Origin of the sequence: Corynebacterium durum (assembly GCF_030408675.1) — a bacterium.
Lineage (GTDB): Bacteria > Actinomycetota > Actinomycetes > Mycobacteriales > Mycobacteriaceae > Corynebacterium > Corynebacterium durum.
This window is the reverse complement of the sequence record NZ_CP047200.1, coordinates 2,612,220-2,628,501: the sequence shown is the minus strand read 5'-3', so window position 1 is coordinate 2,628,501 and position 16,282 is coordinate 2,612,220. Positions and strand designations below refer to the sequence as shown.

12 protein-coding genes and 1 pseudogene are annotated in these 16,282 nt (G+C 60.9%); 5 read left to right on the top strand and 8 right to left on the bottom strand.

Annotation, left to right across the window (positions count from 1 at the left end):
- Nucleotides 1–7: 7 nt before the first annotated feature.
- The 5 genes and pseudogenes from CDUR_RS12220 to trmB all read right to left on the bottom strand — a co-directional run bounded on the left by CDUR_RS12220 (nt 8) and on the right by trmB (nt 6,217).
- Nucleotides 8–373, bottom strand: coding sequence for a DUF3054 domain-containing protein (locus CDUR_RS12220; protein WP_060995947.1), 366 nt, complete (start codon nt 371–373; stop codon nt 8–10).
- A 22-nt stretch (nt 374–395) separates the two neighbouring features.
- Nucleotides 396–1,394 carry a lysylphosphatidylglycerol synthase transmembrane domain-containing protein gene (locus CDUR_RS12215; RefSeq protein WP_179418421.1) on the bottom strand — a complete coding sequence of 333 codons (999 nt, stop codon included), beginning with the start codon at nt 1,392–1,394 and terminating at the stop codon, nt 396–398.
- A 1,085-nt stretch (nt 1,395–2,479) separates the two neighbouring features.
- Nucleotides 2,480–4,615, bottom strand: a pseudogene (locus CDUR_RS12210) (MMPL family transporter); the annotation flags it as partial.
- A gap of 17 nt (nt 4,616–4,632) precedes the next feature.
- The gene (locus CDUR_RS12205; RefSeq protein ID WP_006062238.1) at nt 4,633–5,367 is read right to left on the bottom strand and encodes an NYN domain-containing protein; all 735 of its coding nucleotides are present in this window, start codon (nt 5,365–5,367) and stop codon (nt 4,633–4,635) included.
- Between the two features lie 22 nt (nt 5,368–5,389).
- Entirely contained in the window at nt 5,390–6,217 is an 828-nt protein-coding gene (gene trmB / locus CDUR_RS12200; protein ID WP_179418419.1) for a tRNA (guanosine(46)-N7)-methyltransferase TrmB, read from the bottom strand.
- Nucleotides 6,218–6,406: 189 nt separating this feature from the next.
- Between trmB and CDUR_RS12195 the strand changes: the two genes are divergently transcribed.
- The 3 genes from CDUR_RS12195 (at nt 6,407) to CDUR_RS12185 (ending at nt 10,246) form a co-directional block, all read left to right on the top strand.
- Complete coding sequence (locus tag CDUR_RS12195) at nt 6,407–7,840, top strand: hypothetical protein (RefSeq protein ID WP_179418418.1); 1,434 nt, start codon at nt 6,407–6,409, stop codon at nt 7,838–7,840.
- Nucleotides 7,841–7,852: 12 nt separating this feature from the next.
- Nucleotides 7,853–8,248: a hypothetical protein gene (locus CDUR_RS12190; protein ID WP_006062241.1), complete on the top strand. Its 396-nt coding sequence runs from the start codon at nt 7,853–7,855 to the stop codon at nt 8,246–8,248.
- 168 nt (nt 8,249–8,416) lie between these two features.
- Nucleotides 8,417–10,246, top strand: a complete 1,830-nt coding sequence (locus tag CDUR_RS12185; RefSeq protein ID WP_179418417.1) for a phosphoenolpyruvate carboxykinase (GTP) — start codon at nt 8,417–8,419, stop codon at nt 10,244–10,246.
- A gap of 80 nt (nt 10,247–10,326) precedes the next feature.
- Here the strand turns inward: CDUR_RS12185 and CDUR_RS12180 are convergent, their stop codons facing one another.
- Nucleotides 10,327–11,145, bottom strand: coding sequence for a class I SAM-dependent methyltransferase (locus CDUR_RS12180; protein ID WP_233452951.1), 819 nt, complete (start codon nt 11,143–11,145; stop codon nt 10,327–10,329).
- A 77-nt stretch (nt 11,146–11,222) separates the two neighbouring features.
- On the opposite strand from CDUR_RS12180, the gene CDUR_RS12175 reads away from it, so the two are divergent.
- Nucleotides 11,223–12,401, top strand: a complete 1,179-nt coding sequence (locus tag CDUR_RS12175) for a glycosyltransferase family 4 protein (protein WP_179418416.1) — start codon at nt 11,223–11,225, stop codon at nt 12,399–12,401.
- Here CDUR_RS12175 and CDUR_RS12170 read toward each other — a convergent pair.
- Entirely contained in the window at nt 12,321–13,802 is a 1,482-nt protein-coding gene (locus CDUR_RS12170; protein WP_179418415.1) for an MmpA family trehalose lipid delivery protein, read from the bottom strand. The genes CDUR_RS12175 and CDUR_RS12170 overlap by 81 nt on opposite strands.
- 11 nt (nt 13,803–13,813) lie before the next feature.
- Nucleotides 13,814–15,019 (bottom strand): PorA family protein, encoded by a 1,206-nt coding sequence (locus CDUR_RS12165; protein WP_179418414.1) that lies wholly within the window; start codon nt 15,017–15,019, stop codon nt 13,814–13,816.
- A 50-nt stretch (nt 15,020–15,069) separates the two neighbouring features.
- Here CDUR_RS12165 and CDUR_RS12160 point away from each other — a divergent pair, with 50 nt between their 5' ends.
- Nucleotides 15,070–16,197 (top strand): acyltransferase family protein, encoded by a 1,128-nt coding sequence (locus CDUR_RS12160; protein WP_179418413.1) that lies wholly within the window; start codon nt 15,070–15,072, stop codon nt 16,195–16,197.
- Nucleotides 16,198–16,282: the final 85 nt, after the last annotated feature.

The window sequence follows — 16,282 nt, the reverse complement described above, 5'->3', positions numbered from 1 at the left end:
CCTTAGCTCAGTGCACAAACCGCACGACCAGCCGCCACCCAAAGAGCAGCAGGGCGCTGGTCACGCTGGCCACGATGATAAAGGACCAATGCGGCACGGTGGCGTGCCGCGCCCACCAAATACCCAGGCCCGTGACCACGGCCAACACCCATACCACCCCGCCAAAGCCCATCCCCTGAGCGGAACCCTGAAACACGCGCCGGGCTGCCAGCCATGCTATGGCGACGCCGACTAAGAACGGCCAGGCTGTATCCAGCCACGTCCACACTGTGAGGCCACGGTCGCCGCGGTGTGCAACTCGGGCGAGCAGAGCAAACAGCAGGATGGCCGCGGCATCGAAAAGCGGAAAGAAACGGGTAAGGCGATCAGACATAGCCGTTAGTTTACGTGGTCGTTTAGGTGGCGTCCCGCGCAGAGAGTCCTTTGCGTGTGTAGGTGAAGAAGTACACCACCCATCCGAGCAGGGTGATCATCACGAACGACACCATGCGGTAGACAAACACCGAGCCGAATGCCTCCACCACCGTCATACCCACGGCCACGAGCGTGCCAGTCAGCGCGGCCTCCACGGGCCCCAAACCGCCTGGAGTGGCCTGGATAGTGCCGACGATCTTGGAAGTGACAAACGCCAACGCCACGCCCGCAACGGTGGTGTTATTCGGGTCCGAGTGGAAGGTTGGGGTGGCACCTGTGACGGCCCAGACGCACGCCCACAGGGTGAGGATGTCAAACACCCAGTTCATCAACGACCACACTGCGGCCAGAAGAAACTGGCCAGTGGTCATGTTGACGGCCTGCAGCTGATTCACCTGCTCTACGGCCTCGTCCACCTGGTACTGCGGCGGCTTGCGGCGCAATCGATTCAGCTTCGGCAGGACCGTGCGGATCAGTTCAGCCAGCTTGTGGGGGTTATGCGCCGCCCAATACACCAGCCACGATAGCAACAGCATTACCGCGACCGTGCCCACAAGCGACCACAAGGAAAACGACGCCCCCAAAAACAGGATGGCAATCACACCCAGCGCTGCCAACCACACCGTAGCCAACGCCCCGGACAGGACGATGTGCCAGGAACACAAAATGGGGCTGGCGCCCCACCGTCGCATGGTCTGAAATTGCAGGACAGTCGCCAACGCTTGCCCGCCGGGAAACGAGGTGGACCAGGCGTTTGCGCTGAGCACCAGGGCGTTAACATCTCGACGCCGCGTGTGCACCTTCCCCGCACGTAGCAAAATCCGCATGACCTCGGCCATCGCTGCCAGTGATGCCAGCGATGCGAACAGGGCAAGGGCGACACCCCAACCGTCGGCCTTACGCACCTCAGCGATGCCTTCCGACAGAAAACTCAGGCGCCCACGCAGGAAAAACACCACCATGGCTAGTATGGCCAGCATAAAAAGCCACCTCAGCCATGGGGTGCTGGCAAGTGCGCGAAGCGTTTTCACTGTTGAGGCCGCCCCTGGGGGTCGTTGGTGTTCAGCCGCTCCATCAACTCGGTGAAAGGGATTAGTTTGGTGTCTTCACTGGCACGCCGACCACCTCGCGCCGCATCATCGGCGGCGAGGATATGCAGGTCCTGCAAGGGAATATCGTCGAGGGACAACTCATCGATGGGGCTCGGACGCTGCTGGGTGCCGGAAGGCCACTGCTGTTGTTGTTGCGGTTTCTGCTGCGTCATTGGTGGCTGAGGAGCCTGTTGGCGCGGCACCGCTGCCGGTGTTGGGGTTGGCGGCGTGGTGGGCATCTGGCGGCGCGGTGCCGACTGCCGACGTGGTTGACTTTGCATCCCAGGAACTGGCGGGCCGGGGATCCTTGATGCCGACTGTCCGACAGGAACCTGCGCTTCATCCTGGACAACAGCAGTGTTCTGCTCTTCTTGCAGTTGCTGCTTCTCGTGCGCTTCCTTGCGGGCCTGTTGCTTCTTGGCTGCTTCCTCTCGGGTTTCCTGGACCTTCTTCATGCCCTGACGCACAAGCAGTACGGCCTTGTCCAAGCCTTTGCCCACTGCTTCCTCGACTTTTTGCACTGCGACGGGCGTTGCCTTGGCATCGTGAGCGGGGCCTTGCCCTGGCTTGGGTACTTGCGGCAACAACGCGGTGTGCGATGCCGCAGGAACGTCCGGCTGCGACTCGGGTACTTGCCCATGCACTGAGGGGTTTGATGGGGCGCTTGCACTCTTCTGACGTGGTTCCTCCACTGGCTCCTGTTGGTGCTGAGGCGTGGGCGGGGCGCTTGCCACCGGCCGCACGTTCACCACTGTTTCAGCGGCTGCTGCTTGCGCGACGGAACTGGGGATGGTCTCAACTCCAGGGATCGATCCGGCGCTGGGGATCACCCTGTTTTCAGGGATCGAATCCACCACCTGGGGGGTATTGACTCCGCCAATGGTCACGGGTCTCGGTAGCGACGTCTCGGTGGCACCTACACCACCCGTAGTGGCTGCTCCCACTTCGGCAAACGTGGGCTGCGCCCCCGCTGGCTCTGAGGTGTGTCCCAAATAGGTAGAGGCTTTCTTCACAAATGGTGGTGCCCACCAGTTGTCTTCCCGCAGGATGTGCATCACAGCGGGAACGAGCAACATGCGGATCACCGTGGCGTCGAGAAGCAACGCAGCGATCATACCGAACGCGATGTACTTCATCATCACGATCTCGGAGAACCCGAACGCGCCGCACACGACGATCATGATGACGGCGGCGGCGGTGATAATGGACCCCGTATGTGCTGTGCCGTACCGGATGGCCTGGTCGGTGGTGGCGCCTTTTTGCTTCGCCTCCACCATGCGGGAGACCAGGAACACCTCATAGTCGGTGGACAGACCGTAGACAATGGACATGATGAGCACCAGGACTGGGCTCATGAGGGGGCCTGCGGTGAAGTTGAATATGCTGGACCCCACGCCGTCGACAAACATGGCTGTGAGAACGCCCAGGGTTGCCCCCAAACCGAGGATGGTCATGATGATTGCCTTTGCAGGCAGGATCATGGATCCAAACACCAACGCCATGAGAATGAACGTGGCGGCAATGATGTAGAGGAACATCCACGGGAGCTTGCTCAGCAGCGCCTCAATGGACTCCACCTCCAGCGCGGGCGTGCCGCCAATGTGGACTTCCGCGCCTTCGGGGGCTTCGATCTCGCGGAGTTGCTTGATCACCTTTGCGTTATCGTCGCGGTCGGTGATGCCCGCAGAGAGCACGGTAGTGCCGTCCGTGGTGGCCCCCTGAGCGGTGAAGCGCCCGGTCAGGCCCTCCACGGAGTTGGCCTGGGTGAACACTTGCACGAGTTGATCGTTGCCGGTGGTGCCTGTTACCACGAGTTTTACCGGGTCGGTGCGGAAGTTGGGGAACTTTTCGTCGAATTCCGCTTGGGCCTGGCGGACTTTGTTGTCCGGCGGCAGGTAGGTTTCGTTGATACCGCCAAACTTCACGCCCATCAGCGGGATCGTCAAGGCAACGAGCACGGCGACAATCCCGGCGGTGACCAGCCCGGAGTGTCGCATCGCCCAGGCGGGTATACGCGACCAGAAGCTGGCGTCAAGATTGCTCTCAGAGCGGGCCGTGCGCCGCACTGTCCACTTGTCAATGTTCTTGCCCAGCAGGCCAAACATTGAGGGCAACACGGTCACAGACAATAAGGCTGCAAGGCTCACGGCGCTGATGGCACCGTAGGCGACTGATTTGAGGAAGGCTTGCGGGAAAATAAACAACCCGGACAGCGCCACGGCGACCATGCCCGCAGAGAAAACCACGGTTTGTCCGGCGGTGGCGGTGGTGTTGGCAACGGCGTCGGGTATGGGCACATCTTTGCTGAGTTCTTCGCGGAACCGAGATACCATGAACAACCCATAGTCGATGGCAAGGCCCAGCCCCAGCAGCGTGACCACGGACTGCGCAAATACGTTGACCTGCGTTTGTGTCGCAAGGATCGACAGCACACCCAGCGACCCCAGGATGGACAAGATGCCCACGACCAGGGGCATGCCTGCGGCAACTACGGAGCCAAAGACAAACAGCAGGAGGATCGCTACGGCGGGGAGTGCGTAGACTTCAGCGCGCCGAATGTCGCCGGCCATGCCTTCGTCCAGGGCGTCGGCAACGGCGGTGGATCCAGCGATGCTGACGGTAATGCCGTCGGGCAGTGTCCCGTCACCGGGGGTCAGTGAGCCTTCAAGGGCTCGGTAGTTTTTCAGCACGTCCTCGCCGTCGCCTTTGAGGCCGATCGCGGCGAAGGCGGTGCGCTGGTCTGGGGACAACAGTTGGGCGTTGCGGTTGTCAAAGTAGCTATCAATATGGTCGACCTGCTCGGGGTGTTCCGTCTTGATCTTGTCCAGAAAATCTTTGGCTTTCTGGGCGGTGCTGGGGTCGTTCAGGGCGACGCTCGGCGCGGCGTCGAAGAGCATAATGATGTCGCCGGAGTTGTCGCGGCCGAAGACCTCTTGTTCGATCTGTGCGGCACGGGTGGAGGACGAATGTGGATCGTCCCACCCTTCTTGGCTCATGCGTTCATCAAGCTTGGTGCCAAAAATGAGAAAGCATAGCAGTACCACCGACACGATGACAGCGGGAACAACTTTTCTATGTTGGTACGCAAAATGTCCCCAAGCAGTAAACATAATTTAGCCTCCCAGCACTAAGGCCGCCCTGACAGTAGCGAAGATAGCGGACGGAATGGCTGCAACCAGGCACCTTCCTCGGGCAGATTGTCCAGGCTGATGCGAGGTAGCGGTTCGCGGAACACACCGGGAATTTCTTCCAAGTCCACAAACTCTAACGTTTCCGATGCTACAGCCCATGAGGCGTGTTCGTGGAAACCAAGAACGGTTGTGGGGATGCCCGTGGTGGCGAGCTGTTCCAGTTCGTCGCGGAAATTTTGGCCATCCGCGCTGGCCACGATGATGCCTTTGAGTACTCCTTCGCTGTGCCTGCGGCGGATGTGGGCGAGCATATCGGGGTCCACGTCGGTATCGTCGTCGAGTTTGGGTTTGGCGAAGACGGCGAAACCGACGTTGCGGAGGGCTTCCACCCAGGGGCGCACGACGTCGGCACCGCCGGGAGCGACGTTGGTGAACACCGTTGCTTCCGGTTCGATACGAGTTTCCAACTGTTCGGACAGCTGCTGTGATCGATCTAATAGCCAGCGGCCGATGGCATCGAAGCGGGGGCGGTAGGCGGCGGTGGGGCGCCCGCCGAGGATGGCTCCGAGGCCCATGTCAAGGTTGGGGGCATCCCAGATGAGGAGGAGCCCCTGTGGCTTGGCGTGATGGCTCGTGGCGTCGTTGTCCGTGGGGTGGGGGACAAAGACGGGTGTGCTGCAGGGAAAAGAGCCGCTGGAGTGCTCATGAATCGTGTCGATCATGCTGGTCATATCGTTGCGGTAGCCTCCAGAATTACGTCACTGTGGTAGCGCTAGGGCTGCCATCACCTACGCTATCCGGCGTGCCCTCGGCTACGTTATCGGCGGTACGCTGCCAAAGGAATTCGGCAATGGTGTGGTCTTTCTGGAGTCCTTTGCCCTCGAATTTCGTGATGACCTGGCGGTCTGTGAGCTGCGGGCACTCCGCCCACGGCCAGCCTTTGTAGTCGAGCAGGGGTTCGACTGTGGCCAGCTCGGTGATCCAGTCTGCGTAGTCGGCGTGGTCGGTGGCCACGTGCAGGACGCCGCCGGGTTTCAGGCGGGTGGCAATGAGGTGCAGGGTTCCCGACTGGATGATGCGCCGCTTGTGGTGCCGGGCTTTCGGCCAAGGATCGGGGAAAAAGATGCGCACCCCGTCCAGCGACGCTTCGGGGAACATGCGGTTCAGCACTTCCACACCGTCGCCTTTAATCATGCGGATATTATCGACGCCCCCGCGTACCGACGCCCCGAGCAGTTTAGCCAGGCCCGGCCGGTACAACTCCACGGCAATGATGTTGGTGTCGGGTTCCAGGGGTGCCATGGCGACGGTGGAGGTTCCGGTGCCGCTGCCGATTTCCAGGATGGTGGGGTGACCCTCCCGGCCGAACCAGCCTGCAATATCAATGGTCTGGTCTGCGGGGTCGTTGGTGAGTTCACGACCTCGCTGCGGCCAGTGCTCCTCCCAGGTTTTTTCCTGATTCTCGGTGAGGGTGCCGCGTCGGAAACTGACGCTCCCAAGACGCGGGTAATCACGGCCGTCGTTAAACTCCGACTGTAGTGGGCGGCGGCCGTGCGGTTGTGTTTTTTCGGGGATAGACATCGTTTCATATTTTGCCCCTTTTCGTGGGCGAACTTCAATGTCGCGACTGTGATGCATACCCTGATATGAGGGCATGCGCTGCACCAACCGCGGTGCCTGTGGTATCACGGTTGGGTAATCGCTGATGGTGCTTGTACGCGGCGGCAGCCTGGCGGGGTACATAATTGGGGTGAGGAATGTGGGGGATTCATGAACAGCATGATGAATGCCGTGGCGGGTCGATCAGTGCCGTCTGTAGAGCCGTCCGCTGTGTCTTCCTCCGTTCCTTTTGTGTCACCCCACCAGTGGGAACAATGGCTGAACGCGATGCCGCTGCGCGCCTGGTTGCGGTCCCGTCCCGCTGATTGCGTGGCCGCGCAGTGCGTGGATGCCGTACTGGAGGCTGCGCTGGGTCCTCTGCGCGTGGTGGTGTGCACAGAATCGGCATCTGTTCCACTCCTTAGTATTAAGGACACAAATAGTGGGTTTAGCCGCGGAATTCACATCGTTGACGCAGCCTGGCCGGTCACTCAAGGGGGCGTCGACCTCGCCGTGCTGGTGCATAGCAGCGAGGTGGGTGCACGCACCAAGGCCCGCATGGCGGCAGGTCCGATGTTGTTTACGCATTGCGAGAGCGCAGCTGAAGTGCCACTACTGGTGGCGGATCTGCTGCGATCCTGCCCTGATGGGGACTTGGTGGGGGCGCGGCAACGCGTGCTGCATGGTGAGGTGAGGGCTATTGCGTATCGTTTCCCCGAGGTTGCTGATGACCTAGAGAAAGCACTCGCCGTATGCGGTCCGCCACCTCCGGTGGTTGCACCGTACGAACAGGAGCCGGTACTGGCTGTGATCGGCCCAGATTCCACTACGACCACGACAGTGTCGCTGCAACTCCGGCAACGCTGGCAGGTGGCGGACAAACCCCATGCGGGTGTCGACGTCGTGATAGCCGCTGCCCCGCCGCAGGGGTGGGGCCCGCACGATACACCTACCCTTGCGGACGCGATGGAGAAAGTCGGCAGGGTCGTGAGCACGGCCGCACTTCCGCCCGAGGCAGTGCCGGGTATCGCCGTCGCTCAGGGCAGTGTGGAGAAGAAATTGGCGGATGTGGTGGCTCGACCGCCGGTGGGGGTCATGCCCATGCCGGAGGCTGCGCGATGGATGCATGCCGCAGAGCGTGCGGATCAGCGGGCGCAGGAGCGGCTGCGCGCTGAGCTGTCCAGTATCGAGAGGTTGGCGGGACGTCGATACGCCTCGGCGCGGGACCGCCTTGTCAACTTGTGTGAGCAACGTAACGTCGAGGTGCCACCCCCGTTGCGGCTGGGATGGCGCGCGCTTGTCGACGCCCCGGTGGTCACTGTTGTAAGCGGGGGCGCGCTGTTTCGGTTGGTGCACAGCGTTGTCGACAGCGCTATTCCGGGGCTGTGGCTCGGTGGGATTGTTGCGTTCAGCCTTGTGTGCGGTGCTTTTCGGCTATGGCGGCAATGGGTGGCCCGGAGGCAGCGATGGTGCTCATTGGTTATCTCAATCCTTGCTACTACGAAGGAACTGGATAGTACCAGTTATCAACAACGTGGAGTTTCCGCGGGTGGGCAATGGATCCGTTTAAAGCTCTCCGGTATAGAAAAACAACACAAAACCTAAGGATGGTGTGGGATGGGTGATTGGGTGTCAATGCTGTGTGGGTTGGGTGAGATGACTCCGCTGGAGGAGGTGCTTCCCAACGGCTCATCATCGGGTTTGCTGCTGCATATGGATGGCAAGTCCTTTGCTTTTGAGGGCGAACCTGGTGGCACGGTGGAGCTGAATGATGACCGTGGTGTTAGCGTGTTTACCGACTATAACGGGGATGGTCTGATTGATTCGGTGGCCACGGTCCTGTTTAGCGGGGATTGTTACACGGTGGAATGCGCGCCTGGTGACGCATCTACAGAACAGTGGGGTTTGAACCCGATGGGAGCCTTGGGGGTGGGTGAGCGGGGGGATCCATCCTGGGGGCTTGTCGAGCAGATTACCCCCGAGGGGGTGGCAAACCATTGGTGGGGATTGTAGAGATATGTGCAGGAAAAGCGAAGAGATTGGGGGTAATCCAACCGGTAATGACCCCTAAACGGAAAATTGTGGCCAGTTTCTCACCCGAGACCCTGTGTAGGACCTTTGTCTATGACTACGCTGATGAAAGAGAAAGCCCTCAAGTGACACCCAATGTCAGGAGAATTAATGTCTGCAGTTGAAATCCCGGGTCTCGTCGGTCCGGCTCCAACAAACAATGAAGAACTGCTAGCCTGGATCGCCGACGCTGCCGAGCTGTTCCAGCCTGAGTCCGTGGTGTTTGCTGATGGCTCCCAAGAAGAATGGGATCGCTTAGCCTCTGAGCTCGTGGAAGCCGGCACACTTATCCGCCTCAATGAGGAAAAACGCCCCAATAGTTTCTTGGCGCGCTCCAACCCCTCCGACGTGGCACGTGTGGAATCCCGCACGTTCATCTGCTCCGAAACTGAAGAAGGTGCAGGCCCCACCAACAACTGGGCCGACCCGGTGGCCATGAAGGCCGAAATGACTGAGCATTACCGTGGTGCCATGAAAGGCCGCACCATGTATGTGGTGCCGTTCAGCATGAGCCCTGATAACGCCCCTGACCCGAAGTTGGGTGTTCAGCTGACGGATTCCGCCTATGTGGTGATGTCTATGCGCATCATGACCCGCATGGGCCAGAAAGCCCTGGATGCGATTGGTGAGAAGGGCGAGTTCGTGCGCTGCCTGCACTCGGTGGGTGCGCCGCTTGAACCAGGTGAAAAAGACGTTACATGGCCCTGCAACGACACCAAGTACATTACGCAGTTCCCCGAAACCCGCGAGATTTGGTCTTACGGTTCCGGCTACGGCGGCAACGCTATCCTGGCAAAGAAGTGCTATGCCCTGCGTATCGCCTCGGTGATGGCTCACGATGAGGGCTGGTTGGCGGAGCACATGCTCATCCTGAAGCTCACTTCCCCTGAAGGCAAGTCCTACTACATGGCCGCCGCATTCCCCTCGGCCTGCGGCAAGACCAACCTCGCCATGCTGCAGCCCACCATTGATGGCTGGAAAGCCGAGGTCGTGGGCGACGATATCGCCTGGCTGCGCTTCGGTGAGGACGGCCGCCTCTACGCCACCAACCCCGAGTTTGGTTTCTTCGGCGTGGCACCCGGCACCAACTACAGCTCCAACCCGAACGCCATGAAGACCATGGAACCGGGCAATACTATGTTCACCAACGTCGCCCTCACCGACGACGGGGATATCTGGTGGGAGGGCCTGGAAGGCAACCCGCAGCACCTGATCGACTGGCTAGGCAACGACTGGACCCCCGATTCCGGCGAGCTGTCCAGCCACCCGAACTCCCGCTACTGCGTGCCCATTGAGCAGTGCCCGGTGGTGGCCCCCGAGTTCAACGACGGCGAAGGCGTGCCGATCTCTGCCATTCTCTTCGGCGGACGACGCCCCGACACTGTTCCGTTGGTCTCCCAGGCACATGACTGGAACCACGCCACCCTTATTGGTGCACTCCTGGCATCCGGCCAAACCGCCGCCGCTGAGGGTGAGGTGGGTGCCCTGCGGCACGACCCGATGGCCATGCTGCCGTTTATTGGCTACAACGCTGGCGACTACCTGCAGCACTGGATCAACATGGGCAAGAAGGGCGGCGACAAGATGCCCGCCGTCTTCCTGGTCAACTGGTTCCGCCGCGGCGAAGACGGCCGCTTCCTCTGGCCTGGTTTCGGTGACAACAGCCGCGTGCTGAAGTGGATTGTGGACCGCATTGAGGGCCGCGTTAGCGCTGATGAGACCATTGCTGGCCTCACCGCCCGGGTGGAAGACCTGGACCTCACCGGCCTGGACACCCCGCTTGATGATGTCCGTGAAGCCCTCTCCGCACCCGCCGACCAGTGGGCCGGCGACGTGGTTGATAACGAAGCATGGCTGGAAAAGCTCGGCCCGAAGGTTCCCGCCGAGGTGCATGAGCAGTTCGAAGCCCTCAAGGAACGGGTGGCTAAGGCTCAGCAGTAAGACTTCTCAAAAAAGAAGATCCCCACCCCTGGCATCCCCTTCCCCGCAGGCAGTCCGCGAGGAAGGGGATGCTTATGTGTTCACTTTTCTGCGTTCGCCTCGTTTTTGCGCAGCACAATGGCCAGGTTGCTCACCAGAAACTCGCGGACACCTGGAACATGCACCAGCCACCACGCCCAGCGGGGATGGTAGCGGGGGATCAGGCCCACCAGCGATGCAGTGCCGGATTCCTGGACGCGGGAGGCCCAGTTGATGCCGTCGGCGCAGGAGACGTCGAAAAGCGATTCCCCAAACACGTTCTTCGGGGGGTGGCCGTGGGTGCGTGTGTACAGGTTGCGGGCGAAATTGCCGCCGATGTAGTGCTGCCACAGTCCGGTTTCGTGCCCGCCGAAGGGCCCCAGCCAGATGGTGTAACTGAGCACCACCAGGCCGCCGGGGCGGGTGACGCGCAGCATTTCATCCCCCATATCCCAAGGATTGGGCATGTGCTCGGCGACGTTGGAGGAATACACAATGTCAAAGGAGGCGTCGGCAAAGGGTAGCGCGTCGCCGGAGCCGCGGACGCTTCCGGGAACCTCAATGTTCGCGGCGGCCATTTCGCCGACATCGGGTTCGACGGTGATGTAGGTGCTACCGCGCGCGGTGAATGCTTCGGAGAAAAAGCCGGGGCCTCCGCCAACGTCGAGAATCCGCGCGTTGTGCAGGGCAGCGGCGGGTGCGCCGCCGACCACGCGGTCCGAGTAGAGGGAGGCGATAAACTGCGCGGTGTCTTCGGCGAGGTTGCCGTAGAAGTACGCGGGGTCGCTTTGCTCGTAGCCGAAGCTGCGCAGCAAAAACAGCGAGCGACTGAGGGTGGCCATTGTGCGGGTGCGCCGCAGGGAAAAATGGCTGAACGTCATGGTTCCATGTTAAACAATCGCTAACCGTGTCTCCCGCACCGGGAGTGATGGGTTGATGCTGTTAGTCTGGATGAGTCATGAAAATTCTGTTGCTGTGTTGGCGCGATACGCACCACCCCCAGGGCGGCGGCAGTGAGCGCTATCTAGAGCGTGTGGGGGATTTCCTGGTTTCCCAAGGTCATGAGGTGTTTTTTCACACCGCCATGTATCCGGGTGCGCCTCGGCGCAGCGTGCAGCGTGGGGTCGCCTACACCCGTGCCGGCGGCAAGCTGACGGTGTATCCGCTGGCGTGGTTGCGGCTGGTGGGCGCGAGGCTGGGGGTCGGTAGGTTTCGGGATGTGGATGTGGTGGTGGACACTCAAAACGGCATTCCGTTTTTTGCTGGGCCGTTGAGTGGTAAACCCACGGTGCTGCTCACACATCATTGCCACCGCGAGCAGTGGCCGGTGGCGGGGCCGATTTTGTCCCGCGTGGGTTGGTGTGTGGAACGGTGGGTCGCCCCCTGGCTGTATCGGCGCACCCCTTATGTGACGGTGTCATTGCCCAGTGCGACCGAGTTGATGCAGCTGGGTGTGGATGCGAATCGCATTGAGATTATCCGCAACGGAGTGGACCCGCTGCCCGATGCCACCTCGGAGAACTCGCTGCTCAGGCACGACGATGGACGGGTGCATCTGGTCACGCTGTCCCGGTTGGTTCCGCACAAGCAGATCGAACATGCGATGGACGTGCTGGCGGCGGTGTCGGCCACGCATGATGTGGTGTTGGATGTGATTGGCAGCGGCTGGTGGGATGCACAGTTGCGGGACTATGCGGCCGAGCTGGGGGTGAGCGACCGTGTGGAGTTTCACGGCCAGGTGTCGGAGGGCATGAAGCACGCCTTGCTAGCCCGCGCGACGCTGCACGTGATGCCCTCCCGCAAGGAAGGCTGGGGTTTGGCGGTGATTGAGGCCGCTCAGCACGCCGTGCCGACGGTGGGGTACCGCAGTTCCGCCGGCCTGCAGGATTCGATTATCGACGACCACACCGGCATCCTCGTCTCTGATAAGGCCGAACTGATTCGCGCCACGACGCTGCTTCTCGACGACCCCGCCTACCGCACCCGCCTCGGCACCGCCGCCCAGGAGCGCGCGCGGGAATTCTCCTGGCACACGACGGGAATGCAGTTTGAACAGCTACTTGCCTCGCTGTCGGAACCTCCACGGGAGACACACCAACGGCACGGCCAACCACAACACCGTGAGGAACACGCCTAGGGCGAAGCGCGCCCCCCGGTGCGGTGGCGCGGCGGTTTCGGTGATGATGCTGTTGTGATTGTCCACCACCATGCCGATGCCCAGCCGCTCAAGCTGGGCGCGATCCCCGGTGGCCCAGGCGTGTTGGGCATCGCGGTAGCGTTGCGATGGGGGATCCACTACACGGCCACCCACACGTAATTCCCCGTTCTCCACGGTAGAGAGCGCTTTGGTGCGGGGGTCAATGGATAGCCGAGAACCGTCATGAACCATGGTGGTGGAATCGGGGATGAACACGTCCCGGCCTGCGGCGCGCTCAGCCAAGGCCGACCACGCAGGATCAGCTGGGACGGGAGTGATCTGGGTGACCACCCGCGCGGCGTCGGGAACCTGGAGAAATGTCAAAGTAATCGCCACGGCAGCGACAGTGCGTCGTTGAATACTCGCCGCCAGCGCGGCGTAGGCGGGGATGGCGAACATGACGAGTTTCTGGGAATCCCGCCACAGTGCCGCGCCGGGAATGTGGGTGACTATCCAGGAGGTAAACGGCAAGGCGATGTAGCTGATCAGAAGGCATCCCAAGGCCACCGCAGCCAGCATAATCAGGGGGCGCAGTGCGCACCGGGCGGTCTGCCGCCATGCCCCGACCAGCAGCACACAGAACAGCGCGACACCTGCTATGGCGAAGCCCGCTTCCCGGGATGGGGGGACGGCCTGACTGTTCCAGATCCCGCCAAGCCCTGCCACTGAACCCACCACCCCAACGTGGGTTTCCGCGCGTGGGGCAAACGCCCATGCTCCATCGGGGCTGCTGGTCGCCGGGTGGAGTAGCGCAGGAATGAGCCACGGCAGGCAGGTGAGCAGGCCCATGCAGAGGAGAAACCACCGACGCGTGGTGGTGCACATTCCGACGATGAGGGCGGTGATCGCGCCAGTGGGGGTGAGCGATGCCAACCACAGCGCCACCACCTGCAACCGCCATTGTCCAGTGAACCCCCAGGCGGCAATGCCGGGAAGGAGCCAGGCAGCCATGACGAGCGACCAATGGCCTTGGAGTAGTCGCTCCACCACAAACGGGTTGTAGATGGTGATCGTCATGGCGGCGGCTGTGCCCACCGTTCCGGCCTGTACATATCGCGCCACAGCAACCGCGCCGTATGCCCCGAGAAGTGCGGCGGTGAGCAGCAGCAGGCGGGCGAGGAACGAGGCGTCGATAAGCTGCCCAGCAAGCGCCAACACGCCATCCTGCGGGGCGTTGCGTGCTGGGAGGTCCCCACACCCAAACGCGCTGAGGCTCAAGCTTGGGTGCGGGACCACCACCATGTCGCGGTGAATCAGCGCCCCAGGGGAGGCGAGGGGCCACAACAGCAGCCCAACCAGGAACACCGCGTAGGCGGGGAGGAACACGTGGCGGGCGGACATGGCTGCGGGGCCTAGGAGTGATGCTGGCGGTGCAGTGATCGGCGGACAAACACCATGGACACGGCGATCACGAGGACACCCAGAGTGCCCACGACGTAGATGGCAAACTCCAGGTTCTTCAAGGCGGTGAAGCCAGCGAGGGCTGAATCCCAGGCCCGGTCTTGGGTGTCCTGGTCCCACGCGGCATCGACAAACAGGGCGGTGCGTTGCGGGCTGGGGGTGAATGCATCACCGTGGTCAACGGAACGGAAGAACGCGTCCGCCACCTGCTGCGCCTCCTCATCCGAGCGGGCGAAAAAGTAGTTCAGGCGGTCCGCGCCGTAGACGATGATGCCGGTTTTCGGCTCCACACGAACCGTGCGGGCCACCGAATAGTAGCGTGTCATGGACACCTGCTCATCGGGACTGATGCCCTGTGCGGCCAGCTCGTCAGCCGAATACCATCGCCGCGCCGGGGCGGTAACCTGCAGGTCGGTGAGGGCAGCACGATCGTTGTCGGACAGATCCCCATCGCGTCTCAACGCGTCTGTGACCGCATTCAGCATGTTCACCGCGCCCACGTTCTGCTCGAACTGCAGGGACTTTGTGCCGTGCTCCTTCACCGCATCCGAAAAATCCATGAGGTTATCGGTCTGTGCGGTGGTGTCAAAAAACTGGTAGGAACGCCGCTCCGTATCAAAAGGGAAGCGGTATTGCAGACCCACGCGTGCGAACTTACCCGTATCCTCATTCAAGCCCAGGTCAGGGGCCTGAATCTGGAAGGATGACTGCAGGTCAGCATCCGGTTCAGCCGAAAAACGATTCAGCGTCACCGCATCGACGGCCGTGGACACCACGTTATCCGGTGCCTCACGGTCCCCACGGGACAAGGTGGTGGTGGCCTGCAGAGTGACAAACTTCTTCGTCGCAGGGTCTTTGGACTCCATCGTACGGTTCAACCGCAGCGGAGTGGAGCTGCTAATAAAGCAGCTCATGGGTAATTCCCCCTCTGAGGGCGCGCACTCCGGCGCGTCCCGATGCTCCTCCACCGGCTGGTTTGCGGCGAAAGCCTGCGCATCAAGCAGCATTCCTGGGGCCTCCTGCGTGGTCTGTGGTCCGCCCGCATCCAGGGGAATCACCTTCAGTGTTGGGATCAGCAGAAAAGGCGATAGTACTGCGATGATCAGTAACGCAATACCTAGGCCCAGTGCACAATAACTGATAACACGGGAAGCCAAAAGAGTGATCCTTTCCGCTGGAGACTCAAAAACACATAGAATCAGACTCAATGCAATCTTACGCAAAGCACGTGTCATTCTTGAACAACCTGGAGGGGTTACGGGCCGTTGCCTCCATAGGAATCGTGCTCACCCATGTGGGTTTTCAAACAGGTGTTGATCCGGCGACATTTGTTGGTGGCATACTCACACGCTTCGACTTTTTTGTTGCTGTTTTTTTCGCATTATCAGCGTTTCTCCTGTGGCGGCACTGGGGTGGCGGTGTTACACACAGTCGAGAGTGGCGCGCATATTACCGCAGTCGCGTCAGCAGAATTATGCCTGCTTATGTGGTCTTTGTTGTATTTGTGTTGTTGGTTTTTCCTGAAGCGTACGCATCCCCGCCGCTGGCCATAGTGGCGAATATGACGCTCACGCAGATTTACTTTCCCAATGGATTACTGCCCGGGCTTACACATCTGTGGTCACTCTGCATTGAGGCTGCGTTTTATCTCGTGTTGCCGTTGGCTGCCTGGGCGGTATCAACGCTTCCGCAGCGTCTTCGCGTCCCCGCGATTCTCGCCGTTGCTGTACTGAGTCTTGGATGGGCATTCCTGCCGTTTGTTGACGCCAGCCCCGCCCCGGGGGTGCCCAATATGCAGATTTTCCCTCCTGCGTTTACATGCTGGTTTGTGGTGGGTATTCTTGCGGCCGAAGTGGAAGGGCGTGTGGGGCCGTGTGTGCGTCGTTGGTTGCGTCGCCGCTGGTTGTGGCTATGTATCGCTGTTGTTGTCATGGTTCTTGCTGCTCAACCATTTTTCGGACCCGCGGGCCTGGTTCATCCCACCGCCCCGGAATTTGTGCGTAGAATCCTCGCCGGTACCGTGTTTGCCGCTGCGGTGCTGGTTCCCCAAGCGCTGGACCCTGACGATAGTGGGCGCATCCTCCAAAGCCGGGCCGTGCGGATGCTCGGCAGGTGGGCCTACGGGATTTTCCTTTGGCATCTACCCATGCTGGGTTTTACGTTCCCAATCCTGGGGATCAGGCCGTTTAGCGGATACTTCTTTCCTGTTCTTGTAGCGACGCTGGCGCTGACCATCCCAGTGGCGGCAGCGTCGTACATTTTTGTTGAACAATCCGCCAGAAAGTTCTTTTCCAAAAGCAAAAAGAAACCCACAGAGAATAAAATACCTACTTAGGCTTCCTGCATGGTGACCGCCACTTGTGCCCACCCATTCTTGGCGTGTTTTAATGGGGTTGTGCGGCGCATTTGAGAATTTTGTT